We start from the raw sequence: 24,886 nt of genomic DNA, 5'->3' as shown, positions 1-24,886 counted from the left end.
GTCACTTCTCCGGGTACGGGAAGTTGCCGGCGGACATCGCCGCGCGGGCATCATGGGTAGAAGGCTGGCCGGCGATGAAGTCATCCGGGTACCAGGCGAAATGGTGGACGCCCTGCGCCTGCAGCTGGCGGATCTGCGCGCGCAGACGTTCGGCGGGAATCGGCTGGCCGCTGCGCCAATCCACGGTCTGCAGTTCGAACAGGGTGTGCTGCAGCTGGGGATCGTGCGCGCGCACCGCGGCCAGCAGCTGGTCAAGCCAACGTTCCGGGTGCCTGCTGCCTTCCATCCATGGCATCGCCATCAGCGCGGTCTGGTCGTAAGCCTTGTTGAACAGGTCCAGGCGCTGTGCAAACCAGGCCTCACTCTGCGGGCGCAACACCGGCTCGGCATACAGGTTGCGCACTGTCGCCAGCTTCGGTCGCCAACGCTGCGCACTGTCACGCAGGGCCAGGGTGAAGTCGATCAGCGCCCGGGTGCGTGCGCTGCCATCGTCGCCTGCTGCCAGCGCCGGCAGTTCTGTGTCGCGCAGGTAACCATCATCATGGAAGAGCAGGCCTTCGAAGTACGAGTTGACGGCCAGATCCTCGTAGATGTCGAGCATGATCTGGCGTGCCTTCGGGTTGGTGAAGTCCAGCCGGTACATGCCGTCGGCATCACCGTTTTGGATCGCCAACGTCTTCCGCTGCACCGGATCGGGCAGCTCGAACCCGAGCACCGGCAGCCAGGCGTACACCTTCACCCCCGCGCGCGACTTCAGCTGCCAGGCGACCCGGCTGAACAGGTCCGCGCGCATCGGCATGTGCCGGTTGGGGAAGTACAGTGCGTCGGCGGTGTTGTTGCCGTCGGGGTCGGCGAAGGCCTGCAGGTAGACGTGGGTGGGCGAGATGCGCTTGACCCGCTCGATCAGCGCATCGAGGTTGCGCGCCTGCTGTGCCGGGTCCGGGTCGTATACATCATCCAGGTCGACCTGCAACGCGCGGATGCCATCGAGCGCAACGTCGCGGCGCAGCTCGTAGGCCAGGCCCTCCACGGTCGGGTTGTCGCTGACCAGGAAGCGCGCCAGCCCATGCAGGTCGCTGGCCACCGGTGTGCTGCGGCCTTCCAGATCGAAGGATACCGGCATGCCCAGCTGCTCGGCGATGTCGTTGCTCAGCTGGTTGTAGGCGGCATAGGGCCAGACGATGGCGCGCGGGCGGATGCCCAGGTGCTGCTGGATGCGCTGCACGCTGCGCGAGAGGTCGGCGCGCAGGCGTTGTTCGTACTGGGCTTCGCTTTCGTAGCTGTGGGTGGCCGGGCTGTAGACGCGGGTCACCACGGCCGGCGTGGAGTTGCCCTGTGGATTGGCAAGCACACCGTGATGCAGGTCGTCGGTATGGCTGGCCACTTCGATCAGGCCGCTGCCGTGCATCTGCTTCAGCTGCGCCCAGGTAACGAAGTCATCGTGGCCGAACGGGCGGTAGCCATAGTCGATGGTGCGCCCGGGCGCCATGTCCACGTAATCGGTGATCACTGCCACCAGCGCCGGGTAGCGGTAGGCCTGCAGCAGCGGGAACGCTTTGTCGTAGACGCTGCGCAGGCCGTCATCGAAGGTCAGCAGCACGGGCTTTGGCGGCAGCGTGGCGCGGCCCTGTGAGGCGTCGATCACCTGCGACAACGACACCGGGTGATAGCCGTGCGCACCCAGCCAATCCAGGTGCGCGGCGAAGTTCTGCGTGCTCACCGCGTAGGTATCGGCATCACCCTTGGCCGCGACCTGGTCGCGGATGTCGTGGTAGCTGAGGATCAGCAGGCCGTTGTCAATGGCATCGAGATGCAGGGCCTGCTGCGCGAACGCCGGCGGTGCGGCAGCCAGCAGCAGGAGCACGATCAGTCGCAGGATGCGGGCCATGTCACTCTCCCCAGCGCAGTGCGGCTTCGAAGCCGATATGACGCTCGCGGTGGCCGTCGTAGACCGGCCGCGACCAGCGCACGCCGTACTCGAACACGCGGCCCTGGCCCAGCTGCCATTCGTGCATGTAGGACACCGAAGGGACCAGCGCGCTGCCGAAGCCATCCTGCCAGTAGTCACCCAGCGAGACCGTCAGCCGGTGCCGGAAGTGGTGCTCGTAGTGCCGCCACAACTGCTGGTCGATGCGCATTCCGATCTCGACCATGCGGTCGCGCTTCGGGTTGAAGTAGGGCGCGTCGTCGCGGCTGCCCCGGCTGGTGTAGGCACTGGCGAGGCCATCGATCAACCAGCGTGGGCGGGTCAGCAGGCGCTGTTCAATGCTGGTGCTGAACAGTTCGCGGTGGTTGCCGTCGTCGTAGCGGAAGCGGCTGGCACCGAACGTCCAGTGGGTCAGCTCGCTGCGCCGGTAGTCCACCTGCGCGCTCACGCTGTCAGCGGTGATGCCGGCTACGCGCGCCTGCATCGAGGCTTCCGGATCGTTGCGCACGGCCACCAGCCCGGCATGCCAGTAATCGTTGAACTGCCAGCCGACACCGAGACGCAGACCGGTATCGCCGACGTGGTCGTTGGCACGCAGCGCGGCGGCTTCGGCATCCAGTCGGCCGAAGCGGTAGCGCACGCCCGCACCCAGCCACAGCGGGTCGATGCGCTGATCCTGGAAGTCGACCGAGCGCCTGTCGGCGAAGGCGAACAGCCGCCAGCGGTCGTCGAGCACCGGCGTCTGCACTTCCATGCCGTAGTGACGGTCGTTGTTGCCCAGCGGCGATGTGCCGCCGCCGCCGGAGCTGCGGCCAATGTCGGTCCATGCCTTCAGCTGCCAACCGCGATGTACGCGCCAGGCCTGGTCCATGCGCTCGACGGCGGGCTGGGTCGGGTAGCGTGCTACCAGATCGTCGTGCAGCGGCCGCGCCAGATCATCGCGTTGCAGGGCAACGTATGCCTCTTCCATGCCGAGCCGCGGCTCGATGTCGCGTGGGTCCAGCGCATGTGCCATCTGCTGGCGCTGCAGGGCCATGCGTGGCCATCCGCGCATCATGTACACGCTGCCCAGTGCGCTCTGCAGGCCGCCGTTGCCCGGTGCGATGTCGACCATCGATTCCAGGTCGTGCTGTGCGGTGCGCAGGTCGCCGCTGTAGGCGCGCACCATTGCCAGGTTCAGGTCGGCCTCGTAGCGCGACCAGTTCGCATACGGCGACTTGCCGTTGCTCCAGCGCCACGCGGGTTCCTTGTCGCGCCATGCCTGCAGCAGGTCGATGGCCTTTTCCTGCTGTTCGCTTTCCAGATAGGCGTACGCCAGTTCCGAGTGCGAGGCATCGCGCGTGGGATCGCCGGCGACGGCTGCCTGCAGCACCGGAATGGCTTCCTCCGGGTGCAGGGTGCCCATCAACGAATCGCCTACTGCGGGCAGCACGTAGTCGGGCAGAGTGTGGCCTTCGGCCTGCAGTGCCCGTGCTTCCTCGCGGACCTGCGCATGGCGGCCCAGCCGGTTGAGCAGGATCAGCCGGTCGATGCGGATCCGCAGGGGGGCCTGGGCGGGCGGTGTGCCTTCGCTGCCGAGGTAACGCTGCATGCGCGCCAGGGTCGATTCAGCCTCTTCCAGGCGGCTGTCCTCGCTGCTGCTGTAGGCCAGGCTCCACACCACCAGCTTGGCCAGGTAGTCGCCTTCCAGGCGTTGCTTCTGGGCCGCATCGAACAGCTGCGGGCGCTGCTGGTACAGCTCCCATGCGCGCCAGGCATTGCCGATGTCGCCCAGGGTCAGCACGCGCAGCTTGAACAGTAGATCGTCGTTGGGCTGTTGCTGGCTGGCACGCTCGATGGCGCCCAGCGCATCCAGCCATCGGGCCTGGTCGCGGTAGCGGCCGATCTCGGCCAGGGCCGCCTCGCGATCGGGCGGGGCAGCGCCGCTGGCCCAGGCCAGGGCAGTGCAGGCGAGGCCGACGCAAAGCGCCAGCCGGCGGTGGACAACCATTGGGGACCCCCTTGGCTTCCTGACCAGACAACTGTGAAAAATGTGACGCACATCACATGCCAGTTTTGGGGATGGCCGTGCCCTGCGTCACTCCCTTCGTGCACTCCCGTCCAGCAAGGACGGGTACAACCCGGACAGCGACCTGCAATGTCTTGTCTGAAGCGAGAATCCCCCGCACACCGAGTGGTGGCCTGGGCGGCCAGGCCGCCCCCATGCCCAATGCCGGCACGCGGCAAGGATGGGCATTCGTGGGCACTATCCGCCCGGAATTGTCAGTCCGGCGTCAATTTTCCTGGAATGGCTGACCAGCGGCAGGCGGGGCCGGCGCGCGGCCCCTCAACGGCTTACCAGAGGTCTTCCAGCTTGCGTGGCTTGCAGGCCACCCAGGAGGCGCACAGCATCAGGGTGGCGCAGCCGAACAGGAAGCTGAACGGGAGTGTCCAGCCGTCGCTGACCGTGTGCAGCCAGCCGACCAGGAACGGCCCCAGGCAGCTGAAGCTGTAGCCCACGCCCTGCATGAAGCCGGACAGCGCCGCCGAGCCGGTGGGGGTGCGCGTGCGCAGGTTGATCAGGGTCAGCGCCAGCGGGAAGGTGGACGGACCGACGCCGAGCAGGCAGGCCCACAGCAGCGGGGCCTTCATCGGTGCCAGCAGCAGGCCGGTGAAGGCGATCACGAACGAGAAGAAACCGATCAGCACCAGCGGGAACGGGTTCTGCAGGCGCACCGCCATCGATGGGATGACCAGCGACGGCAGCAGGCCCAGTGCCGAGAACACGGCCACCATCACGCCGCCGAACGCGGGCGTGCCCCCGGCCTCGACCACGATGCGCGGCAGCCAGGTGAACATCGAATAGGTCATCAGCGAAGTCATGCCGAACATCAGCGTCATGCTCCAGCCCAGCGACGTGCGCCAGACCTTGCCGTGCGGTTGTGCGGTGGGGTCGGTGGCGTCGGCCAGTGGCTTCGGCGCGCGCCTGGCCAGCAGCAGCCACGGCAGTGCGGCGGCGAGCGCCAGCAGCGCCCACATGCCCAGCGACACGCGCCAGCCCGCAGCATTGGCCACTGGTACCGCCAGCAGTGCCGGCAGCATCGTGCCCAGCTGCAGCACGCTGATGTACAGCGTGCTCATGGTGCCGACCTTGTTGGCGAAATAGCGCTTCACCAGCGGCGGCACCACCACGTTGCCGATGCCCATGCCGGCCAGCGCCACCACCGAACCGAGCAGCAGCGTGCCGACGTTGCCGGCGCTGGAGCGCAGAAGCAGGCCGGCCATCGCCATCACCATCGCCAGCAGGGTGGTGCGTTCCAGGCCCAGGCGCCGCGCCAGTGCCGGCGTGGCCACGCCGAACAGCGCGAACGAGGCGGTCGGCAGCATGCCCAGCACGCCGGTCATGGTGGTACCGAAGCCGAACTGCTGGCCGAGCACGTCCAGCAGCGGGGTGATCGAGGTGACCGCAGTGCGCAGGTTGACCGCTGCCAGCAGGATGGCGGCGAAAGCCAGCACGCGCCCGTGCAGCAGCGACGGCGAATCGGAAGTGGAGGAACTCATCGGTGGTCCTTGCAGGTGTCGCACGCCGGGGCGATGGCATGCAGCGCCGGCATCGGTCTACGCCGAAGCGGCAGGTGGGGGAGTGGCTGCAGATGGGCCGGCAGCGCGGCCATTGTACGTGTGCGCTCCGGCAAGGTCCCGTCATGCGGGCGGCCTGGCACTTGGTACAAAAAAACCCGGAGGACAGTGATGTCTTCCAGGCTTCTTGGTGACCACCGAAGTGGTCGGGGAGACAGGATTCGAACCTGCGACCTCTACGTCCCGAACGTAGCGCTCTACCAGACTGAGCTACACCCCGAAGGGAGCCGCCTATTCTAGCGATTCACCCCGATGGCGGCAAGGGGAGAATGCTGTTTTCTTCACACTGCCGAAGCAGTGCCACTTCAGGGAACAAAAAAGCCTGGACGACTTCACCAGGCTTCAATGCGACCACGTGAGTGGTCGGGGAGACAGGATTCGAACCTGCGACCTCTACGTCCCGAACGTAGCGCTCTACCAGACTGAGCTACACCCCGAAGGAGCCGCCTAAGATACCGTGTGAAGGCCAAGGCGGCAAGGCTTTTTTACAGCTCAGCGACGATTTTCCTTCTCGATGCGGTTCTGCTCGCGGGCTTCGAACCACATGCCGTTGAGGATGGCCACCGTCGAGGCGAGGCCGGCACCGAGAATCCAGGCGAAATACCACATGATCAGTCTCCTTCATTCCGGGTAGGTGCCGGCCGTTGGCCGGCACACGTGCAAGCAATCAATACGCGTTGGGGTTGTTGCCCATCTCTTCGGTGGTGGTCTTGCCCTTCAGCACGCGGTACACCCAGGTGGTGTAACCGATGATGATCGGCAGGAACACCGCCGTGGCCAGCAGCATGATCCACAGGGTCAGGTGGCTGGACGAGGCGTCCCACACGGTCAGGCTGGAGGTGGGCTGGCTCGAGGACGGCAGCAGGAACGGGAAGATGGCGAAGCCGACGGTCAGGATGATGCCGGCGATGGCCGCACCGGAGGCGATGAAGGCCAGGCCACCACGACGGGCACGCAGCAGCACCGCACTGGCCAGCAGGCCCGCCAGGCCGAGCAGTGGGGCCAGGATCGTGGCCGGCATCGTGCTGTAGTTGCGCATCCAGCCACCGGCGGCGCCGAGTTCGGCGGTCTTCAGCAGCGGATTGGTGGCGCCATCTGTAACCACCTGCGAGGTGATCTGGTACCCCGGCAGGCCGAAGGCCACCCATGCGCCGCCCACGGCGAACAGCACGAAGGCGATGATCGCAGCGATGCTGCCAAAGCGGGCTGCACGTTCGGCCACCGGGCCGTCGGTCTTCAGTACCAGCATGGCGGCACCGTGGGCGACCAGCATGGACACGCTGAGCAGGCCGGCCAACAGTGCGAAGGGCATCAGCAGGCCGAAGAACGAGCCGGTGTAGAAGATGCGCATGCTGTCATCGAAGTGGAACGGCACGCCCAGCAGTACGTTGCCCACCGCCACGCCCATGATCAGCGCCGGGATGAAGCCGCCGATGAACAGCGCCCAGTCCCAGGTGTTGCGCCAGCGCTCGCTCGGCATCTTGCTGCGGAACTTGAAGCCGACCGGACGCAGGATCAGGGCGAACAGGATCACGAACATCGCCAGGTAGAAGCCGGAGAAGCTGACCGCATACAGCGGCGGCCAGGCGGCGAAGATCGCACCGCCACCGAGCACCAGCCACACCTGGTTGCCTTCCCAGACCGGGCCGATGGTGTTGATCACCAGCCGGCGCTCGGCGTCATTGCGGGCAACGAAGGGCAGCAGGGTGCCCACGCCCAGGTCGAAACCGTCCATCACGGCGAAACCGATCAGCAGGATGCCGAGCAGCAGCCACCAGATCACGCGCAGCGTGGTGTAGTCCAGAAGAATGAAATCCATCTTGGTTCTCCTGCCTCAGGCCTGGCCGGCGGCCGGCGCCGAGGCATTGTGGGAAGCATGCGGCTGGGGGGACTGCAGCGACGGCAGCACCTCGTCCGGACCCTTGCGGATCGCCTTGAGCATCAGCTTGATCTCGACCACGATCAGCGCGGTGTAGATCGCGGTGAAGCCGGCCAGGGTCAGCACGATTTCGTGCAGGGCCAGGCCCGATGCCGCATAGAAGGTCGGCAGCACGCCATCCACCGCCCACGGCTGGCGACCGTACTCGGCCACGAACCAGCCGCACTCGATCGCGATCCACGGCGCCGGCAGCGTCCACAGGGCCAGGCGCAGGAACCAGCGCTTGTCCTGGAAGTTGTTGCGGCAGGAGTAGTAGAAGGCCAGCGCGAAGAACGCGATCAGGTAGAAGCCGAGACCGGCCATCACGCGGAAGGTCCAGAACAGCGGCATCACGCGCGGCACGGTGTCCATCGCCGCCTGCGAGATTTCCTGCGGGGTGGCGTTGAGGATGTCGTCGCGGTAGCGCTTGAGCAGCAGGCCGTGGCCCAGGTCCTGCCAGTGGCGGTCGAACATCTCGCGTGCTTCAACGTCGTTCTTGTTGGCGCGCAGGCGTTCCAATGCACCGTAGGCCAGCTGGCCGCCGCGCACGCGGTGTTCGGCGCGCTCGACCAGTTCCAGGATGCCCGGAATCGGCTGGTTCAACGAACGGGTGGCGATCAGGCCCATCAGGTACGGGATCTTCACCGCGTAGTCGTTCTGGTGGGTTTCCTGGTTCGGGATGCCGAAGGCGGTGAAGTCGGCCGGTGCACGCTCGGTTTCCCACATCGCTTCGATCGCGGCCAGCTTCATCTTCTGGTGTTCGCTGGCGGCGTAACCGCTCTCGTCACCCAGCACCACCACCGACAGCGAGGACAGCAGGCCGAACGCAGCCGCCACCGCGAACGAACGACGGGCCAGGTCCTTGTGCTTGTTGCGCAGCAGGAACAGGGCACTGATCGCCATCACGAACACCGCACCGGTCACGTAGCCGGCACTGACGGTATGCACGAACTTGGCCTGTGCCACCGGATTGAACACCACGGCCATGAAGTCGACGACTTCCATGCGCATGGTTTCCGGGTTGAACACCGCACCGGTCGGGTTCTGCATCCAGCCGTTGGCGATCAGGATCCAGATCGCCGACAGGTTGGTACCCAGCGCCATCAGCCAGGTCACCATGAGGTGCTTGACCTTGCTCAGGCGGTTCCAGCCGAAGAAGAACAGGCCGACGAAGGTGGCTTCCAGGAAGAATGCCATCAGGCCTTCGATCGCCAGCGGCGCACCGAAGATGTCACCCACGTAGTGGCTGTAGTAGGACCAGTTCATGCCGAACTGGAATTCCATGACGATGCCGGTGGCAACACCCATGGCGAAGTTGATGCCGAACAGGACGCCCCAGAACAGGGTCATCCTGCGCCAGATCTCCTTGCCGGTCATCACGTACACGCTCTCCATGATGGCCACCATGAAGGACAGGCCGAGGGTGAGCGGTACGAATAGGAAGTGGTACATCGCGGTCAGCGCGAATTGCAGCCGCGACAGTTCTACGACTGTCTGATCAATCATGGCCTGGCTACCTCGTTGGATAGTGCCGTTGCAGGTGGCGGGAAGGGTGGTCTACGACGTGAATGATGTGACCGACTACTTCAAACAGCCTTGATCCAGATCAATGTATGAACAGGTGCCCCGGTTGATCGTATGCCAACCTGATGAAGACTGCGACCGCTGGCCGCAGAGGCCGGCTGTTGCCTGCGCCTACAATGCCGTGTCTCCCCCGATGCCCGTGAAGACCCCTTGAGCGCTGCCGAAACGACCCCTGACGGCCTTTCCCCGGAAGCTGAAACCGCCCGCCAGCGGCGCGTACGCGCGGCCTGGCTGGCTGATCTGGCGCGCGCCGCTCGAGGCCGCCAGCGCCTGGCGGCGCTGTGCATCAGCCTGTCCGGAGCGCTGCTGATCGGCCAGGCTGCCGCCATTGCCTGGCTGGTGCAGCAGGTGCTGGTAGAGCGCGCGCCGTTGGCATCGGGCCTGCCGGTGCTGGGTGGGCTGGCGGCGATCCTGGTCGTGCGCACGTTGCTGGGCAGTGCCACCCAGGCGGCTGCCGGTGATGTGGCCGATGCCGCGCGGCTGGCCCTGCGCGAGCGCGTGTTCGCGCGACTGCTCGGGCATGGCCCGCTGTGGCTGCGGCAACGCCGCACCGGTGAGCTGGGCGAACTGATGCTGCATCACGGCGATGCGATCGAGAGCTATTACAGTGGCTTCCTGCCGGTGCGCACCGAAGTGGTGGTGGTGCCACTGCTGATCCTGGCCGCGGTGGCCTGGGTGGACTGGGTGGTGGCGCTGATCCTGCTGTTCACCGCACCGCTGGTGCCGTTCTTCATGATGCTGGTGGGCTGGGGCGCGGAAGCGGCCGGCCGTGCGCAGCTGGGCGAGCTGGCGCGGATGAGCGGCCACTTCGCCGACCGCATCAAGGGCCTGGGCCTGCTGCGCCTGTATGGCCGCGGCGAGGCCGAACTGGAAGGGATCGAGGCCGCCGCTGAAGGCGTTCGCGTGCGCACGATGAAGGTGCTGCGGATCGCCTTCCTGTCGTCCACGGTGCTGGAATTCTTCGCCTCGGTGAGCGTGGCGATGGTCGCGCTGTACCTCGGCCTGAGCTATCTGGGCCTGATGTCGCTGCATGCGACCGTGCCGACGTTGGGCGCGGGCCTGTTCTGCCTGCTGCTGGCACCGGAGTTCTACGCGCCGCTGCGGCGCCTGGCCGCGCACTACCACGACCGCGCCAATGCACTGGCAGCGGCGGCCGAGGTGGAACGCCTGCTGCAGTCTCTGCCCGAGGAGCAGGGCCTGATCGAGAACGAGATCGCACCGCTGGTGGCGGAACCGGCCGAAGCTGCATTGCCGCCGCTGCAGGCACAGGGTCTGGTTCTTCGTCCGTTGGGCGCGCCGCACGATGTGCTGCAGGATCTAGATGTGCTGCTGGAACCGGGCCAGCGTCTGGCCCTGGTCGGCCCCAGCGGGTCCGGCAAAAGCACGCTGCTGGAAGCGCTGGCCGGCTGGCTGCCGCCGCGCGCCGGCAAACTGCAGCTGCGTCCTGGTGTGCAGGTGGCCTATGCCAGCCAGCGCCCGTACCTGTTCCACGGCAGCATTGCCGACAACCTGCGCCTGGCCGATCCCGGTGCCAGCGATGCGCGGTTGCGCGCAGTGGCCGAGGCCTCGCAGGTGCTGCAGTTCGCGCAGCGCCTGCCGCAGGGACTGGATACTGTGATCGGTGAGCGCGGCTTCGGTCTGTCCGGTGGTGAAGCACGCCGCATCGGCCTGGCCCGCCTGCTGCTGCGCGACCCGCAGGTGCTGCTGCTGGACGAACCCACTGCGTTCCTCGATGCCGATACCGAAGCCGCGCTGCTGCGCAGCCTGGCCGCCTATGCCCGCGGGCGCAGCGTGGTGGTCGCCACCCACAGCCCGGCGGTGATCGCCTGGGCCGACCGCTGCCTGCTGTTGCCGGAAGGCCGCCTGGTGGAACCGTCACAGGCGGTGCGCGCATGAGCCGTTCGCCCGATTCGCTGCGCGCCGTGTTCCTCCGCCATCGTCCGCGCCTGTTGCTGACCGTGCTGCTGCTGTGGACCACGATGCTGGCAGGCACCGCACTGCTGGGCCTGTCCGGTGGTTTCCTCACTGCAGCCGCGCTGGCCGGTGCGGCGGGCCTGGGGCAGGGATTCAATTTCTTCTCGCCATCGGCGGGTATCCGCGGCTTGACCATGGCGCGCATCGTGTCGCGCTATTTCGAAAAGCTGGTCGGTCACGATGCCACGCTGCGCATCGCCCGCGATCTGCGCGTGTGGTTCTTCCGCCGCGCGCTGCCACTCGCACCGGCGCGGTTGGGTGCCACGCGTACCGGCGAACTGCTGGCACGCCTGCTGGGTGACATCAATGAGGTGGATGGCCTGCTGGTGCGTGCGATCGGGCCGCTGGTGGCATTGGGTGCGCTGACGCTGGTGGCGGTTGTATCGGCGGCGCTGATCCTGCCGGCGGCGGCGGTGCTGCTGGCGGTGCTCGCCTTGCTGATCGCCTTCGGCGTGCCGTGGCTGGGCGTGCGTGGCCACGACGATGAAGAGGCGGACCGTGCCGCGCATCGCGCTGCCCTGCGTACCGCGGCCTTCGAAGGACTGGAAGGCGCGGGTGACCTGGCCGCGTTGCACGCCGATGCAGCGTGGCAGTTGAAGGTGCGCGTGGCCGCCAAGCAGCTGGCTTCTCGGGATCGCCGTCGGCGCTGGCGCCTGATCGCGGCCTCGACCCTGCATGGCCTGGTCGCCGGGCTGGGGCTGGTGGCGATGCTGGCACTGGCCCTGCATGCGGCCGAACAGCAGCGCATTCCGCCGGAAATGGCGGCGGGCCTGGTGTTCCTTACCGTGGCACTGATCGAACTGTGGGCGGGCATGGGCCTGGCCTGGCAGTCGCTGCAGTCCGGGCGCATCGCCGCCGATCGCCTGCAGGCCATCGTCGAGCAACCGCCGACGGTGGAGGATCCGCAGGCGCCGCAGGCGGTGCCGCAGGCCGCGCGCGTGCATTGGGATGACGTGCATTTCCAGTGGCCGGGTGCAGCGCGGCCGGTGTTGTCCGGCCTGCAGCTGACCCTGGCGCCGGGCGAGCGCATCGCGATTCGCGGCGACAGCGGCAGCGGCAAGACCACGCTGTCGAGCCTGCTGTTGCGGCTATGGGATCCGCAGCAGGGACGGCTGACCTACGGTGGCCGCGATCTGCGTGATTTCGCCCAGGCCGACTGGCACCGGCAACTGGCGTGGCTGCCGCAGAACGCGCCGGTGTTTGCCGGCAGTGTGGCCGAGAACCTGCGATTGGGTGATCCCGATGCCAGCGACGCAGCGTTGTGGGCGGTGCTGCGTCGCGTGCGCCTGGGCGAATGGGCCGAGCGCAACGGCGGCCTGCAGACCTGGGTGGGCGAGAACGGCGCGACGATGTCGGCCGGCCAGGCACGACGTCTGGCGCTGGCGCGTGCGCTGCTGCGCAATGCGCCGATCCTGCTGCTGGACGAACCGACCGAAGGCCTGGATGTGGATACCGCACGTGCGTTGCTGCAGGACCTTTCCGGGTTGCTGGACGGGCGCAGCCTGTTGATGATCACCCACGACGACCTGCCCGAAGGCGTGGTCGATGCGCAGTACCGCCTGCGTGACGGCGTCCTGGCGCGGGAAACGTGAATGGTAGTGCCGGCCGCTGGCCGGCAACCTCATGGGCTTCACACCGATACGTGATTGCCGGCCAGCGGCCGGCACTACCCGTTCGAACGGTTACCGCGAGAACTCGCGCAGCATCACCGCGATCGAGGCCACGTTGGCCAGCATGCACAGCCAGAACACCCACTGGAACGCGGCTTTGCGGTGCTTGTGGCGGAACATCGCCTGGCCCAGCAGCGCGCCAGGCCAACCGCCGGCAAAGGCCAGCAACTGCAATGTGCGCTCGGGAATGCGCGACTGCTTTCGCTGCGCCGCACGCTTGTCGTGGCCGTACAGGCCGAACGACACCGCGCTGGCCAGCAGGCACCAACCACCCAGCCACAGTGGCAGCACGCCGCTGATCATCAGCGCGACCAACGCGCCGAACGCGGCCAGCGCGAGATTACGCCGCCATGCCACTTACAGCGCGTCGAGGAAGCCGCGCACGGCCGGGCCGAAACGCTCGAAATCGACGAGGAAGGCATCGTGGCCCTGCGGCGACTCCAGGCCGATGAAGCGCGCATCGGCGCCGCCGGCACGCAGGCCGTCGGCGACCTGTTGCTGCTGCTGCACCGGGAACAGGATGTCGGTGTTGGCGCCGATCGCCAGCGCCTTCTGCACCCGGATCTTCGCCAGCCCGGCCAGCACGTCGCCGTCGGCATACTCAGCCAGGTCGAACCAGTCCATCGAGCGGCTGAGGTACAGATAGCAGTTGGGATCGAAGAAACGCACGAAGCGCCGTGCGTGGCCTTCCAGATAGCTTTCCACCTGGAATTCCAGGCCGAACGGATCGTCATCGGTCTGGTCCGAATCCAGCCGCACACGGCCGAAGCGGCCATCCCATTCCAGGGCGGAGCGGTAGGTGATCACGCCCAACTTGCGCGCCATGCGCATGCCGGACTCGGGGTATTCGGCATCGTCGTAGTGGCCACCGTTCCAGCGCGGATCAAGACGGATCGCCTCGCGCTGCAGCGAACGGATCGCGATCGAGAAGGGAAGCGCCTGCGCACTGCCGGAAATGTTGACGTGGCTGCGCGCGATGCCCGGGTGCAGCATCAGCACGGCCAGTGCGGTCATGCCGCCCATCGAATTGCCGACCACGCAGGCCAGCTGTTCGATGCCCAGGGCACGCACGACTTCGATCGCGGCGCGCGCGCCGTCTTCGATCGACAGCTCGGGGAAGTCGAGGCGATACGGTTCGCCTGTGGTCGGATTGAGCGAAGCGGGGCCGGTGGAGCCTTTGCAGCTGCCCAGCGAGTTCACGCAGACCACGAACCAGCGGTCGGTATCGATCGGCTTGCCGGGACCAACCATGCCTTCCCACCAGCCCGGCGCCGGATCGGCGTCGTTGGCCGCTGCGTGCGCATCCGGCGAAAGGCCGGTCACGATCAGGATCGCGTTGCCTGCGTCGGCCGCCAGTGTTCCCCAGGTTTCATAGGCCACGCGCGCGCCGTGCAGGGCGCCGCCGCGCTTGAACGGGAAGGGCGAGGGCAGGGCGTGGAAGCGGCTGCCGGGCGGGATGAATTCAGTCATGCGGGCATTCTACCGGTGGTGGGTACGCATGCATCCGCCGGGCCATGCCCGGCGAGCGCAGCGGCACGGGATTTACGGGAACCGCAGCTCCACCACGCCGTCATGCGGCAGGCTCACCTTCACCGGCACGCTCTGCAGGTCGCCCTCGCTGCGGTTGGCGCTACCGGTACGCGAGATGCGTGCCAGCACTTCCACTTCGCGATGTGCCGACAGCGGTGCGGTTGGCATCGGACTGTCACCGTCGCCCAGCCCGACCGTGGCCGGGAAGCCGGCCAGCGGCAGCTTGCGAGCGGCCACCGGCATCGGCGGTCCACCCACGGCGCGGGCCAGCACGAACACCTGGGTGCTGGCTGGCCACTCGTTCGCCTTCATTGCAGGCAGCTGCACGCGTACCTGCAGCAGTGCCGCCGCCGCAGGGGCAGTACCTGGCGTCTGGCCTGCGGCTTCGCGGGCGATGGCGATCTGCGCCTGCAGTGCCTGCGCGGCACCCGGCTCCAGTCGCGGCAGCAGGCTGCTCCAGACGTCGGCAGCTTCGGCATTCCGGCCCCGCTGGCGCAGGGCGATGCCCAGCAGCCAGCTGGCGCGCTCGGCATCGGGTGCCAGCGTGCGCGCCTGCTGCAGCCATGCCATTGCGGTGTCATCGAACTGCTTGCCGGCATCGGCCTGCGCACGTGCCTGTGCGGCTTCCACCAGTACGCCCGGATCATCCGGTGCCAATGCTGCGGCACGCGCGAACGCGTCCGCCGCAGCTGAGGTATTGCCCAGTTCGGCCTGCGAACGACCCAGCAGGGTCCAGCCATCGGCCCGCTGTGGGTCACGCTTCAACGCATCCTGCAGGGCCTGCACGCCATCGCGCAGGGTGGCCACCGACGGCGGCGGCTGCACCTGCGCAGCACGTGGATCACCGACCAGAAGGTAAAGGCAGGCGCCGGCCACGCCGAGCGCAATCACGCCCACCGCGAAACCACGACGACCGTGGTGGCGCAACGGCCACAGCACCAGCGCTGCCATCAGCGCAGCAACCAGCCCGGCCAGCAGCGGCAGCCAATGGCTCACCATCCGTCTCCTTCTTCGGCCTTGCCGGCCGGTGCTGCGCCAACGGTACGGCCACGGCGGCGGACAATGCCCAGTACCACCAGTGCGCCGGCGCCGAGCATCAGCAGGGGACCGCCCCACAGCAGCCAGGTGCCCGGCTGCAACGGTGGCTGATAGAGCACGAACTCACCGTAGCGCGCGACCAGGAACTGCTTGATCTGCGCGTCGTCGTGGCCCTGCTGCATCAGCTGCAGCACCTCGCGGCGCAGGTCCTGGGCGATCTGTGCGTTGGAATCGGCCAGCGACTGGTTCTGGCACTGCACGCAGCGCAGCTGCGCGGCCAGGTCGTGGAAGCGGCGTTCTTCGGCGCCATCGCGGAACTGCAGCGGCTGCGGATCATGCAGCGGCTGCTGTGCCACCACGGCCAGCGGCAGCATCAGGAGCAGCAGCACCAGCAGCCAGCGCATGGGCTCAGGGCGCCGTGTGCAGGGTGTTGCCGGCATTGCCCTGGGCCTTTTCGATCTTTTCCAGCGCCGGAATCAGCTTCTCGTCGACCACGCGCTGGGTCATCGCGCCGCTGTATTTCCAGCGCACGATGCCACTGCCGTCTACCAGGAAGGTTTCCGGTGCAGCGGTCACGCCCCAGTCGATCGCGGTGCGGCCTTCGACATCGCTGAGCACCACCATGAACGGATTGCCCAGCTGTTCCAGCCAGTGCAGCGCGTCGGTGGGGTCGTCCTTCCAGTTGTAGCCGATCACGCGCACGCGCTTGCTCTCGGCGAAGCGGGTCAGCACCGGGTGTTCCTCGCGGCAGGCCGCGCACCAGCTGCCCCACACGTTCAACAGGTAGGGCGCGCCGCGCAGTTCGTCGCTGTGCACGATCATTTCCGGGTCGTGCAGCACCGGCAGCGCGAACGCTGGCGCCGGCTTGTCGATCAGCGCCGAGGGCAGCACGTCACGCTGCGGATCACCCGATTTCATCACCCCGTAGATCATCAGCCCAAGCAGGCCGAAGAAGAACAGCACGCCGATCACGATGGCTACCGGCGGCAGCGGGCGGGAAGGGCGCGGGGCGGGGGACTCGGACATGGGAACTCCTACGGACGACGGAAACGGCGGTCGGCGGCGGTGATGAATCCGCCCAGGGCCATCAGCAGCGCGCCCAGCCAGATCCAGCGCACGAACGGCTTGATGTGCACCCGTACCGCCCACGCATTGTTGCCCAGCGGCTCGCCCAATGCCACGTAGACATCACCGTCGAAGCGTGCATCGATGCCGGCCTCGGTCATCACCTGGCCGCCGCTGGCGTACTGGCGCTTCTCCGGGTGCAGCAGGGCCTGCTCGCGGCCGTCACGGAACACCCGCAGATGGCCTCGATCGGCGATGAAATTCGGCCCTTCGCGATGGTCCACGCCTTCGAAGCGTACTTCGTAGCGACCGACCACCAGCTGCTGGCCCGGCGCCAGCGCCACTTCGCGCTGCACGTTCAAGGCTTCCACCAGCAGCGCGCCAGCCAGGAACACGGCGATGCCGGTGTGGGCGACGATCATGCCGAGCATTTCGGCGGTGAAGCGGCCGTTGCCGCGCAGGCGCTGCCAGACGAAGCGCGCAGTGCCGATTCCAACCCAGGCCGCCGCGGCGACGCCAAGGCCTGCCTTCCAGCCGTTCTGCGGCGCCTTCCACCAGGCCAGCGCGCCCAGCAGCACTGCAAGCCCCAGCCATGGCGCCAGCAGCGCGAATGCACGTGAAGGTTGGTCGCGCTGCCACTTCACCAGCGGGCCGAACGGCAACAGCAGCACCATCGGGGCCATCAGCAGCAGGAACAGGCTGCCGAAGTAGGGCGGGCCGACCGAGATCTTGCCCAGCGACAGCGCATCGGCCAGCAACGGATACAGCGTGCCGAGCAGCACCATCGCGCAGGCGGTGGCCAGCAGCAGGTTGTTGGCCAGCAGCAGGGTCTCGCGCGAGGTGGCGGTGAAGCCGCGGCGCGGATCGTCGGCGTCCACGCTGAGCTGGATGGCGCGCAGCGCGTACAGCAGCAGGCTGCCGCCGACCAGCACCGACAGGAACACCAGGATGAACAGGCCGCGCGACGGATCTGCAGCGAATGAATGCACGCTGGTCAGCACACCGGAGCGCACCAGGAAGGTGCCCAGCAGCGACAGCGCGAAGGCCGCGATCGCCAGCAGCAGGGTCCAGCTGCCGAAGGTGCCGCGTTTTTCAGTGACGGCCTGCGAATGGATCAGTGCCGCACCGACCAGCCATGGCATGAAGCTGGCGTTCTCCACCGGGTCCCAGAACCACCAGCCACCCCAGCCCAGCTCGTAGTAGGCCCACCAGCTGCCCAGGGCGATGCCCAGGGTCAGGAAGCCCCAGGCGACGTTGGTCCAGGGCCGCGTCCAGCGCAGCCAGCGCGCATCCACGCGACCTTCCAGCAGCGCGGCCACCGCGAACGCGAACGGCACCGCAAAGCCCACGTAACCGATGTAGAGCATCGGCGGATGGATGATCAGCCCCGGATCCTGCAGCAGTGGGTTGAGATCGCGCCCTTCCAGCGGCGCCGGGTTCAGGCGCAGGAACGGGTTGGAAGTGAAGATCAGGAAGGCGAGGAAGCCGACGCTGACGATGCCCATCACCGCCAGCACGCGCGCCTGCACCTGCGCTGGAAGGTGCCGTGAGAACAGCGCCACCGCGCCGGTCCACAGCGCCAGCACCAGCGCCCACATCAGCAGCGAGCCTTCATGCGCACCCCATACCGCCGAATAGCGGTAGATCATCGGCAGCAGCGAATTGGAGTTCTCGGCCACGTAGCGCACCGAGAAGTCCTGCTGCACGAACGCGGCGGTGAGCGCCGCGAACGCACCGGCGAGCAGCAGCAGCTGCGCGAAGGCCGCCGGCCGTGCCACCGCCATCCACGCCGTGTTGTTGCGCTGCGCGCCGACCAGCGGCAGGCCGGCCTGCAGCAGCGAGGCCAGCAACGCACACAACAGCAGGATCTGACCCAGTTCGGGCAGCACTCAGTGCACCTCGGGTGCCGTCACCGGCACGTCGTGCTTGCGATGGGCATCGCCCATCTTGTCGGCCACTTCCTTCGGCACGTATTTTTCATCGTGCTTGGCCAGCACTTCGTCGGCGACGAAGACACCGTCCTGCAGGCGGCCACTGGCGACCACCGCGGTACCTTCGGCGAACATGTCCGGCAGGATCCGCGACGTGGTCACTGCCAGGTGCGCGTCGCCGTCGGTCACTTCAAAGCGTGCCTCCAGCGAGCCCACCGGTCGGTTGAAGGAGCCTTTCACCACCATGCCGCCGAGGCGGAAGCGCGATTGTGCATCGACATCGCCGCGCAGTACTTCGGCAGGCGTGTACAGGTAGGCGATGTTGCGCTCCAGCGCCATCGCCACCAGCGCGGTGGCCAGGCCGGAGGCGAGCAGGGCCAGCAGCACCCACACCAGGCGGCGGCGTTGTACGGGCGTCATCGTTCCAGCTCCGTCGGCAGCGATGCCGCTGCGTCCTGCCTGCCGGCGCGGGTCTGCTGCCGTTGCTGGCGGGCCAGTGCCAAGCGGCGCGCCACGCGCAGGCGCAGCCACGAACCGATGGCATCGGCGCCGAGCACCAGCACGAACACGGCGTAGGCGCCGATCACATAGGGCAGGTGGGTCATGATCGGGCCTCCCCGGCCGCGCGTGCGGCATCGACCCGGCCACCGACCCAGGCCTTGCCGGCCTCGCGGTCGAGATTGTCGGCGCGGGCCTTGGCCAGCACCGAACCGGCGAACCAGAACTTGGTGCCGATCACCATCCACCACAGCGGCGCGATCATCGCGCTGCTGATCGCCGATTCACCGAATACGTTGATCGACTGGCGCTGATGCAGGCCGCCCCACCAGTCCACCGAATAGCGGATCACCGGCAGCAGGCTGACGCCGACGATGGCCAGCAGGCCGGCCGCGCGCGCGGCGCTGCGGCGGTCCTCGATGGCGTGGTACAGGCCGATCACGCCCAGGTACAGGAACAGCAGCACCAGTTCACTGGTCATGCGCGGGTCCCAGTCCCACCAGGTGCCCCACGTGCCCTTGCCCCAGATGCTGCCGGTCAGCAGGGTGATCAGGGTGAAGCCGGCACCCATCGGCGCGCAGGCCATGGCCAGGATCTCGCAGACCTTGATCCGCCAGATCAGCGCAATGGCCGCATACAGCGCCATCAGCGCGAATACGAACAGGCTCATCCAGGCACTGGGCACGTGGATGTAGAGGATGCGGAAGCTGTCCAGCTGCTTGGCTTCCGGTGGCACCACCAGCAGCGCCTGCCATATGCCGACCAGCAGCACCGGCACCGCCGCGAGGTAGAAGACCCGCGACCAGCGGGCAGCGAAACGGTCGAACGTGGGGGGCGAACCGAGTTGGTGGAACCAGCGGACAATCGGATTCATGCGTGGCGGCTATCCAGCAGGGGTGGATTGGCTCTCAGCTCGGTCAACTCAGAGAAATGCGTATTGCAGCGGCGGTGGCCAACGGCGCCAGCACCAGCGCGACCAGCAGGCCGGCGCCCAGCATCAGCAGCGCACCGACCGGATCCTGTCCGCGTCCGGCTGCCGCCAGGCTGCCCGCGCCGAACACCAGCACCGGCACGTACAGCGGCAGCGACAGCAACGCCACGAGAATACCAGAGCGTCGGATGCCTACGGTCAGCGCGGCGACCACGCCACCGATCAGGCTCAGCAACGGCGTTCCCAGCAGCAACGATGCCAGCAACATCGGCAGCTGGTCATGCGGCAGATGCAGCATTTCGGCCAGCAACGGGCTGACGATGATCAGCGGCAGGGCAGTGGTGGCCCAGTGCAGCAGCACGCGCACCAGCACCAGCCAGGCCAGCGGCACCGGCGCCAGCAGCCATTGTTCCAGCGAGCCGTCTTCGGCATCGGAGCGGAACAGCGAATCCAGCGACAGCTGGCCGGCCAGCAGCACCGCAAGCCACAGCACCGCGCCTGCGGTGGCGCCGAGAAGTTGCGGCTCGCGGCCTTGGGCCAGCGCGAACAGCACCACCACCAGCACCGCGAACAGCAGCGGCTGCAGCGCATCGCCGCGACGGCGCCAGAGCAGGCGCACGTCGCGCTTGAGCAGCGCGCCCGCGGTCTGCCACAGGCCCGGTTCGGTGCCCGGCGCGATCATGCGGCACCGCCGAGGTCGAGCTGGCGGGTACGCACCGGCGGTGCGGCATAGGCGCCGTGGGTGGTGACCAGTGCCGCGCCACCGGCGCGCAGGTGCGCGGAAATCATCCGGTTGACCAGGGTGATGCCCTCCAGGTCGAGGTTGGCGTAGGGTTCGTCGAGCAGCCACAGCGGCGCCGGCGACAGCCAGATGCGCGCCAGTGCCAGCCGGCGCTTCTGCCCGGCCGACAGGTGGCGTACCAGGGTGTCCTCGAAGCCGGCCAGGCCGACGATGGCCAGCGCGTTACCCGGCATCTGCCGCGCACGGCGACCGTGCAGGCCACACAGGAAGTGCAGGTTCTCCAGCGTATCCAGGTCCGGCTTCAGGGCCGGCAGGTGGCTGAGGTAGGCCACATAGCGTGCACGCTCGGCATTGCTGGCCGGCTTGCCGTCGATCCGCACCTGGCCGGCGCCGGGCCGGGCCAGGCCGGCCAGCACGCGCAGCAGGGTGGTCTTGCCGGCGCCGTTGCCGCCCTGCACCAGCAGGGCTTCGCCGGCGTCCACATGGAAATCCAGCGGGCCGAACACCGGCTCGTCATTGCGGGAGAAGCTCAGGCCGCTGGCGGCCAGCAATGCAGGGGTGTTCAAGGGCCAGGGGTCTTCATGCCGGAGTGCGGCGGCAATTGTAGCGGTGAATTCACAGGGTAGTGCCGGCCGCTGGCCGGCAGGCGCGACCAAGCGTCGCAGATCGTCCCGGGGTTGCCAGCCAGCGGCCGGCACTACCGAAGCAGGGATTGCGTAAACTCAGTGGCCTGTCTCCCCATATCCCAGGCCGATGCAACCCAACACCAAGCTGCCCAAGGTCGGTACCACGATCTTCACCGTGATGTCCCAGCTCGCCGCCGAACACGGCGCGGTCAACCTGGGCCAGGGTTTCCCGGACTTTTCCGCGCCGCAGCGCCTGATCGACGAGACCGCCAGAGCGATGGCCGCCGGGTTGAACCAGTACCCGCCGATGACCGGCGTGGCGCCGCTGCGCCAGGCCATCGCGCAGAAGGCGCTGGACTGCTACGGCGCGCAGGTCGATGCGGACAGCGAGATCACCGTCACCAGCGGCGGCACCGAGGCCATCTTCAATGCCATCCACGCCGTGGTGCGTGCGGGCGAGGAAGTGATCGTGCTCGACCCGGCCTACGACTGCTACGAGCCGGCGATCGACCTGGCCGGTGCCAGGGCCGTGCACGTTTCGCTGGACCCGCAGACGTTCGCGGTCGATTGGGACCGCGTGCGTGCGGCGATCACCCCGCGTACCCGCATGCTGATCGTCAACACCCCGCACAACCCGTCCGGCGCGATGCTGTCGGCGCAGGACATGCAGGCACTGGCCGAACTGCTGCGTGGCACGCAGATCTACCTGATTTCCGATGAGGTGTACGAACACATCATCTACGACGGCCGCCGCCATGAATCGGCGCTGCGCTACCCGGAACTGCGCGAGCGCGCGTTCGTCATCTCCAGCTTCGGCAAGACCTACCACTGCACCGGCTGGAAGATCGGTTATGCGATCGCCCCGCCGGCGCTGACCGCCGAGTTCCGCAAGGTGCACCAGTACAACACCTTCACCAGCTTCGGCCCGGCGCAGTACGGTTTCGCCGCGATGATCCGCGACGAGCCGGAACACCATCTGGAGCTGGGCGCGTTCTACCAGGCCAAGCGCGACCGTTTCCGCGAGCAGCTGGCCAGTACCCGCCTGAAGGCGCTGCCGGTGCCGGGCGGCTATTTCCAGCTGGTCGACTACTCGGCCATCAGCGATCTGCCCGACCACGAATTCGTGAAGTGGCTGACCATCGAGAAGGGCGTCACTGCCATCCCGCTGTCGCCGTTCTACGAGAATCCGCCGGCCGGCCAGCGCCTGGTGCGCCTGTGCTTTGCCAAGAATGAAGCGACCATGGACGCGGCGATCGAACGCCTGCGCCTGCTGTGAGCGGAGGCGTGGACATGCAGGACCTGCGCATTTCCCTCGTCCAGGGCGACACCCGTTGGCACGACCCGGCCGGCAACCGCACCTACTACGGCGCGCTGCTGGCACCGCTGGCCGGCACCACCGACCTGGTGATCCTGCCGGAGACCTTCACCAGTGGCTTCTCCAACGAAGCCATCGCCCAGGCCGAAGGCATGGATGGGCCGACCGTGGCCTGGGTGCGCGAACAGGCCAAGGCCTTGAACGCGGCAGTGATCGGCAGCGTGCAGTTGCGTGATGGCGAAGGCGTCTACAACCGCCTGCTGTTCGCCACGCCCGATGGCAACCTGCAGTACTACGACAAGCGCCACCTGTTCCGCTACGGCGGTGAACACGAACGCTATGCCGCCGGCCGTGAGCGCCTGAGCGTGGAATGGAAAGGCTGGCGGATCAATCCGCAGGTCTGCTACGACCTGCGTTTCCCGGTGTTCTGCCGCAACCGCTACAACGTGGAGCGGGCAGGGCAGATGGATTTCGACCTGCAGGTCTTCGTCGCCAATTGGCCGTCGGCACGCGCCTACGCGTGGAAGACCCTGTTGCGCGCACGGGCGATCGAGAACCTGTGCTTCGTGGCGGCGGTCAACCGCATCGGCGTGGACGGCAACCAGCTGCACTACGCCGGCGACAGCGCGGTGATCGATTTCCTTGGCCAGCCGCAGGTGGAGATCCGCGAACGCGAACAGGTGGTCACCACCACCATCTCGGCCGAAGCCTTGGCCGCGCACCGCGCGCGCTTCCCGGCCATGCTTGATGCCGATGCCTTCCACCTGGACGAACAGGCCTGAACGACGGCCTGAACGTTGCCGCACCAGGGCGCGCGCCTGCATCCAACCTGCACGCGCGCGCTGCTAGATTCGCGGCCAGTCCGACCGAACTGGAAGTCCTGCCATGAACACGTCCTTCGCCCTGCTGCTGGCCCTGTCCGCCGCATCGTTGGCCCCGGCCGCGCACGCTGCCGGCAATCTCGATTGCGAGCTGCGCTACAACCTGTCCGGTTGGTCGCTGATCTACAAGACCGCATCCGGCAATGGCACGGTCTCCTGCAGCAATGGCGCCAGCATGCCGGTGCGCATCCAGATGAAGGGCGGTGGCCTGACCGTGGGCAAGTCGAAGATCACCAACGGGCGTGGCAGCTTCACCGGCGCCGCGAGCGTCAACGAGCTGCTGGGCACTTATGCATCGGTTGGCGCGCATGCGGGCGCGGTGAAGTCCAGCAATGCGCAGGTGATGACCAAGGGCGATATCTCACTGGCCCTGTCCGGCACCGGCAAGGGCTGGGATCTGGGTGTGGACGGCACGGCGTTCACCCTGAGCCGGCGTTGAGCAGGGCCGGCCGCTGCAGCCACAGTGCAAGCAGGCCGCACACGATGAGTGTCGGTGCCAGCAGTTGCAGTGCACCGACCACGGCCATCGCTACGCCGATCAACAGGTAGTAGAGCAGTCCGAACAAGGCGCCCGCACTGCCCAGGCAGTGCGGGTATCCGCGCAGGGCCTGGCCCAGCACATTGGGGATGGCCAGGCCGAAACCGGCCACCACCGGCACCATCGCCGCGACCAGTGCTGGTTGATTGCGCAGCAATCCAGCCAACAGGCCACCGGCCAGGACCAGCCCTGCGGCGAGCCGGATACGCGTGACGGAAGCAACGCCCGCGCGCAGCAGGCGACCATTGCCCCAGGCACCCAGCGCCGAACCCAGTGCAAGCACCGCGCCGCTGGCGCCGAACCAGGCCAGCGGCCAGTGCAGGCGTTCGAACACGAACGGGCCCAGCGCGTACCAGCTGTACATGGCTACGTTGAACGCCATCACCAGCAGTGCCTGTGACCAGATCCAGCGATCACGCAGCAGTTGCCGCAGCAGTGGCAGCAGTGGCGTGTGCACGACTTCGGCAGGGCGGCTCTCCTGCAGGCCGGATGCGCATCCGAGCATCAGCAGGATGACAATCAGCAGCAGGCCGGCCTGCACGCCGGCATAGCCATGGCTGTCCACCAGCAGCACACCCAGTGCCAGCCCGATCGCCGGGCTCAAGGCCAACGCCATGCCGATCCACGAGAACGCCTGCGCCAACGCCGGTCCCTCCAGGTGGTCGCGCAGTACGGTCTGGGTTACCACCGAGGCCGCTGCCGCACCCAGTGCGGCCAGTGCCTGTGCCAGCAGGACCTGGCCGAATGTGCTGGCCAGCAGGCCGCTGCAGGCCGCCAGTGCGAACACGGCCAGGCCGCAGAGCAGGGCAGGGCGACGGCCGATATGGTCGGCCAGCCGCCCCCATAGCAGGACACCGATGGCAAAACCGAACAGGTACAGGCTCATGGCCTGGCTGGCGGCGCCGGGTGGCAGTGCGAAGCGCCCGGCGAGATCAGCCAGGGCAGGGCTATACAGGGTCTGCGCGAGCTGGGGGAACATCAGCAGCGCGATGGTGAGCAACAACAGGCGACGCGACATGCGGGCGCTCCGCAAACAGGGCCGCGCATTGTGGTGGCTGGCGTACTGGCGTACTCTGTCGATCCGGTCAGGAAGTGGATGA

General features: G+C 67.5%; 23 protein-coding genes and 2 tRNA genes. 5 read left to right on the top strand and 20 right to left on the bottom strand.

Translation table 11 applies throughout. The features are described from left to right. Window position 1: 1 nt before the first annotated feature. The 8 genes from pgaB to ACZK4H_RS14535 all read right to left on the bottom strand — a co-directional run bounded on the left by pgaB (window position 2) and on the right by ACZK4H_RS14535 (window position 8,969). Window positions 2–1,888 (bottom strand): poly-beta-1,6-N-acetyl-D-glucosamine N-deacetylase PgaB, encoded by a 1,887-nt coding sequence (pgaB, locus tag ACZK4H_RS14570; protein WP_099551857.1) that lies wholly within the window; start codon window positions 1,886–1,888, stop codon window positions 2–4. A 1-nt stretch (window position 1,889) separates the two neighbouring features. Next, entirely contained in the window at window positions 1,890–3,917 is a 2,028-nt protein-coding gene (gene pgaA / locus ACZK4H_RS14565) for a poly-beta-1,6 N-acetyl-D-glucosamine export porin PgaA (protein WP_099551856.1), read from the bottom strand. Between the two features lie 344 nt (window positions 3,918–4,261). After that, a complete protein-coding gene (locus ACZK4H_RS14560) occupies window positions 4,262–5,467 on the bottom strand; it encodes a CynX/NimT family MFS transporter (RefSeq protein ID WP_099551855.1) in 1,206 nt (401 codons plus the stop codon). Between the two features lie 221 nt (window positions 5,468–5,688). Beyond that, window positions 5,689–5,765: transfer RNA gene (locus tag ACZK4H_RS14555), tRNA-Pro, on the bottom strand. Between the two features lie 140 nt (window positions 5,766–5,905). After that, window positions 5,906–5,982: transfer RNA gene (locus ACZK4H_RS14550), tRNA-Pro, on the bottom strand. Between the two features lie 55 nt (window positions 5,983–6,037). Continuing rightward, window positions 6,038–6,154 (bottom strand): cytochrome bd-I oxidase subunit CydX, encoded by a 117-nt coding sequence (gene cydX / locus ACZK4H_RS14545; protein ID WP_005410354.1) that lies wholly within the window; start codon window positions 6,152–6,154, stop codon window positions 6,038–6,040. A 58-nt stretch (window positions 6,155–6,212) separates the two neighbouring features. After that, window positions 6,213–7,364: a cytochrome d ubiquinol oxidase subunit II gene (gene cydB / locus ACZK4H_RS14540; protein ID WP_099551854.1), complete on the bottom strand. Its 1,152-nt coding sequence runs from the start codon at window positions 7,362–7,364 to the stop codon at window positions 6,213–6,215. Window positions 7,365–7,379: 15 nt separating this feature from the next. Further along, window positions 7,380–8,969, bottom strand: coding sequence for a cytochrome ubiquinol oxidase subunit I (locus ACZK4H_RS14535; protein ID WP_049443555.1), 1,590 nt, complete (start codon window positions 8,967–8,969; stop codon window positions 7,380–7,382). Between the two features lie 228 nt (window positions 8,970–9,197). Between ACZK4H_RS14535 and cydD the strand changes: the two genes are divergently transcribed. Together cydD and cydC are read left to right on the top strand one after the other, a co-directional pair. Continuing rightward, entirely contained in the window at window positions 9,198–10,943 is a 1,746-nt protein-coding gene (cydD, locus tag ACZK4H_RS14530) for a thiol reductant ABC exporter subunit CydD (RefSeq protein WP_099551853.1), read from the top strand. Next, on the top strand, window positions 10,940–12,613 hold the full coding sequence (gene cydC / locus ACZK4H_RS14525; protein WP_099551852.1) for a thiol reductant ABC exporter subunit CydC: 1,674 nt from the start codon (window positions 10,940–10,942) through the stop codon (window positions 12,611–12,613). The genes cydD and cydC overlap by 4 nt, the downstream gene beginning before the upstream one ends. Window positions 12,614–12,703: 90 nt before the next feature. Here cydC and ACZK4H_RS14520 read toward each other — a convergent pair whose 3' ends face one another. From ACZK4H_RS14520 to ccmA, 11 genes are all read right to left on the bottom strand, one after another. Beyond that, the gene (locus ACZK4H_RS14520; protein WP_099551851.1) at window positions 12,704–13,048 is read right to left on the bottom strand and encodes a DUF1294 domain-containing protein; all 345 of its coding nucleotides are present in this window, start codon (window positions 13,046–13,048) and stop codon (window positions 12,704–12,706) included. Further along, window positions 13,049–14,161: a homoserine O-acetyltransferase MetX gene (gene metX / locus ACZK4H_RS14515; RefSeq protein ID WP_099551850.1), complete on the bottom strand. Its 1,113-nt coding sequence runs from the start codon at window positions 14,159–14,161 to the stop codon at window positions 13,049–13,051. A gap of 72 nt (window positions 14,162–14,233) precedes the next feature. Then, window positions 14,234–15,220, bottom strand: a complete 987-nt coding sequence (locus ACZK4H_RS14510; protein WP_099551849.1) for a tetratricopeptide repeat protein — start codon at window positions 15,218–15,220, stop codon at window positions 14,234–14,236. Then, entirely contained in the window at window positions 15,214–15,663 is a 450-nt protein-coding gene (locus ACZK4H_RS14505) for a cytochrome c-type biogenesis protein (RefSeq protein ID WP_099551848.1), read from the bottom strand. Before ACZK4H_RS14505 ends, ACZK4H_RS14510 begins: the two co-directional genes overlap by 7 nt. A 4-nt stretch (window positions 15,664–15,667) precedes the next feature. Then, window positions 15,668–16,285: a DsbE family thiol:disulfide interchange protein gene (locus ACZK4H_RS14500; RefSeq protein WP_099551847.1), complete on the bottom strand. Its 618-nt coding sequence runs from the start codon at window positions 16,283–16,285 to the stop codon at window positions 15,668–15,670. 8 nt (window positions 16,286–16,293) lie between these two features. Beyond that, the gene (locus tag ACZK4H_RS14495; RefSeq protein WP_099551846.1) at window positions 16,294–18,213 is read right to left on the bottom strand and encodes a heme lyase CcmF/NrfE family subunit; all 1,920 of its coding nucleotides are present in this window, start codon (window positions 18,211–18,213) and stop codon (window positions 16,294–16,296) included. Beyond that, the gene (ccmE, locus tag ACZK4H_RS14490; protein WP_099551845.1) at window positions 18,214–18,675 is read right to left on the bottom strand and encodes a cytochrome c maturation protein CcmE; all 462 of its coding nucleotides are present in this window, start codon (window positions 18,673–18,675) and stop codon (window positions 18,214–18,216) included. It lies immediately after the preceding gene. Then, window positions 18,672–18,860 (bottom strand): heme exporter protein CcmD, encoded by a 189-nt coding sequence (locus ACZK4H_RS14485; RefSeq protein ID WP_099551844.1) that lies wholly within the window; start codon window positions 18,858–18,860, stop codon window positions 18,672–18,674. The genes ccmE and ACZK4H_RS14485 overlap by 4 nt, the downstream gene beginning before the upstream one ends. Then, window positions 18,857–19,627 carry a heme ABC transporter permease CcmC gene (gene ccmC, locus ACZK4H_RS14480; protein WP_099551843.1) on the bottom strand — a complete coding sequence of 257 codons (771 nt, stop codon included), beginning with the start codon at window positions 19,625–19,627 and terminating at the stop codon, window positions 18,857–18,859. Before ccmC ends, ACZK4H_RS14485 begins: the two co-directional genes overlap by 4 nt. 43 nt (window positions 19,628–19,670) lie before the next feature. Next, window positions 19,671–20,366, bottom strand: a complete 696-nt coding sequence (gene ccmB / locus ACZK4H_RS14475; protein WP_099551842.1) for a heme exporter protein CcmB — start codon at window positions 20,364–20,366, stop codon at window positions 19,671–19,673. Next, window positions 20,363–21,124: a heme ABC exporter ATP-binding protein CcmA gene (gene ccmA, locus ACZK4H_RS14470; protein ID WP_428843485.1), complete on the bottom strand. Its 762-nt coding sequence runs from the start codon at window positions 21,122–21,124 to the stop codon at window positions 20,363–20,365. The genes ccmB and ccmA overlap by 4 nt, the downstream gene beginning before the upstream one ends. 55 nt (window positions 21,125–21,179) lie before the next feature. On the opposite strand from ccmA, the gene ACZK4H_RS14465 reads away from it, so the two are divergent. The 3 genes from ACZK4H_RS14465 to ACZK4H_RS14455 all read left to right on the top strand — a co-directional run bounded on the left by ACZK4H_RS14465 (window position 21,180) and on the right by ACZK4H_RS14455 (window position 23,687). Continuing rightward, a complete protein-coding gene (locus ACZK4H_RS14465) occupies window positions 21,180–22,328 on the top strand; it encodes a pyridoxal phosphate-dependent aminotransferase (RefSeq protein ID WP_099551840.1) in 1,149 nt (382 codons plus the stop codon). Window positions 22,329–22,342: 14 nt separating this feature from the next. Then, complete coding sequence (locus ACZK4H_RS14460; RefSeq protein WP_099551839.1) at window positions 22,343–23,149, top strand: amidohydrolase; 807 nt, start codon at window positions 22,343–22,345, stop codon at window positions 23,147–23,149. A gap of 103 nt (window positions 23,150–23,252) precedes the next feature. Further along, window positions 23,253–23,687 carry a hypothetical protein gene (locus ACZK4H_RS14455; RefSeq protein ID WP_099551838.1) on the top strand — a complete coding sequence of 145 codons (435 nt, stop codon included), beginning with the start codon at window positions 23,253–23,255 and terminating at the stop codon, window positions 23,685–23,687. Here the strand turns inward: ACZK4H_RS14455 and ACZK4H_RS14450 are convergent. After that, window positions 23,668–24,804 (bottom strand): MFS transporter, encoded by a 1,137-nt coding sequence (locus ACZK4H_RS14450; RefSeq protein ID WP_099551837.1) that lies wholly within the window; start codon window positions 24,802–24,804, stop codon window positions 23,668–23,670. The two genes, ACZK4H_RS14455 and ACZK4H_RS14450, sit on opposite strands and share 20 nt — an antisense overlap. Window positions 24,805–24,886: the final 82 nt, after the last annotated feature.

It is taken from the genome of Stenotrophomonas sp. 78350_Sma, assembly GCF_056482105.1.
Note: the sequence above shows the minus strand (reverse complement) of the source record. Positions and strands in the feature narration are given on the sequence as shown.

Excerpts from the sequence above, each read along its gene's own strand:
- ACZK4H_RS14535 (WP_049443555.1), bottom strand. The coding sequence starts at position 8,969 with ATGATTGATCAGACAGTCGTAGAACTGTCGCGGCTGCAATTCGCGCTG.
- ACZK4H_RS14465 (WP_099551840.1), top strand. The coding sequence starts at position 21,180 with ATGCAACCCAACACCAAGCTGCCCAAGGTCGGTACCACGATCTTCACC.
- metX (WP_099551850.1), bottom strand. The coding sequence starts at position 14,161 with ATGACTGAATTCATCCCGCCCGGCAGCCGCTTCCACGCCCTGCCCTCG.
- ACZK4H_RS14500 (WP_099551847.1), bottom strand. The coding sequence starts at position 16,285 with ATGTCCGAGTCCCCCGCCCCGCGCCCTTCCCGCCCGCTGCCGCCGGTA.
- ccmB (WP_099551842.1), bottom strand. The coding sequence starts at position 20,366 with ATGATCGCGCCGGGCACCGAACCGGGCCTGTGGCAGACCGCGGGCGCG.
- ACZK4H_RS14510 (WP_099551849.1), bottom strand. The coding sequence starts at position 15,220 with ATGGTGAGCCATTGGCTGCCGCTGCTGGCCGGGCTGGTTGCTGCGCTG.
- ACZK4H_RS14505 (WP_099551848.1), bottom strand. The coding sequence starts at position 15,663 with ATGCGCTGGCTGCTGGTGCTGCTGCTCCTGATGCTGCCGCTGGCCGTG.
- ACZK4H_RS14560 (WP_099551855.1), bottom strand. The coding sequence starts at position 5,467 with ATGAGTTCCTCCACTTCCGATTCGCCGTCGCTGCTGCACGGGCGCGTG.
- ACZK4H_RS14455 (WP_099551838.1), top strand. The coding sequence starts at position 23,253 with ATGAACACGTCCTTCGCCCTGCTGCTGGCCCTGTCCGCCGCATCGTTG.
- ACZK4H_RS14485 (WP_099551844.1), bottom strand. The coding sequence starts at position 18,860 with ATGACCCACCTGCCCTATGTGATCGGCGCCTACGCCGTGTTCGTGCTG.
- cydB (WP_099551854.1), bottom strand. The coding sequence starts at position 7,364 with ATGGATTTCATTCTTCTGGACTACACCACGCTGCGCGTGATCTGGTGG.
- ACZK4H_RS14450 (WP_099551837.1), bottom strand. The coding sequence starts at position 24,804 with ATGTCGCGTCGCCTGTTGTTGCTCACCATCGCGCTGCTGATGTTCCCC.
- ACZK4H_RS14460 (WP_099551839.1), top strand. The coding sequence starts at position 22,343 with ATGCAGGACCTGCGCATTTCCCTCGTCCAGGGCGACACCCGTTGGCAC.
- cydX (WP_005410354.1), bottom strand. The coding sequence starts at position 6,154 with ATGTGGTATTTCGCCTGGATTCTCGGTGCCGGCCTCGCCTCGACGGTG.
- ccmC (WP_099551843.1), bottom strand. The coding sequence starts at position 19,627 with ATGAATCCGATTGTCCGCTGGTTCCACCAACTCGGTTCGCCCCCCACG.
- ccmE (WP_099551845.1), bottom strand. The coding sequence starts at position 18,675 with ATGACGCCCGTACAACGCCGCCGCCTGGTGTGGGTGCTGCTGGCCCTG.
- pgaB (WP_099551857.1), bottom strand. The coding sequence starts at position 1,888 with ATGGCCCGCATCCTGCGACTGATCGTGCTCCTGCTGCTGGCTGCCGCA.
- cydC (WP_099551852.1), top strand. The coding sequence starts at position 10,940 with ATGAGCCGTTCGCCCGATTCGCTGCGCGCCGTGTTCCTCCGCCATCGT.
- pgaA (WP_099551856.1), bottom strand. The coding sequence starts at position 3,917 with ATGGTTGTCCACCGCCGGCTGGCGCTTTGCGTCGGCCTCGCCTGCACT.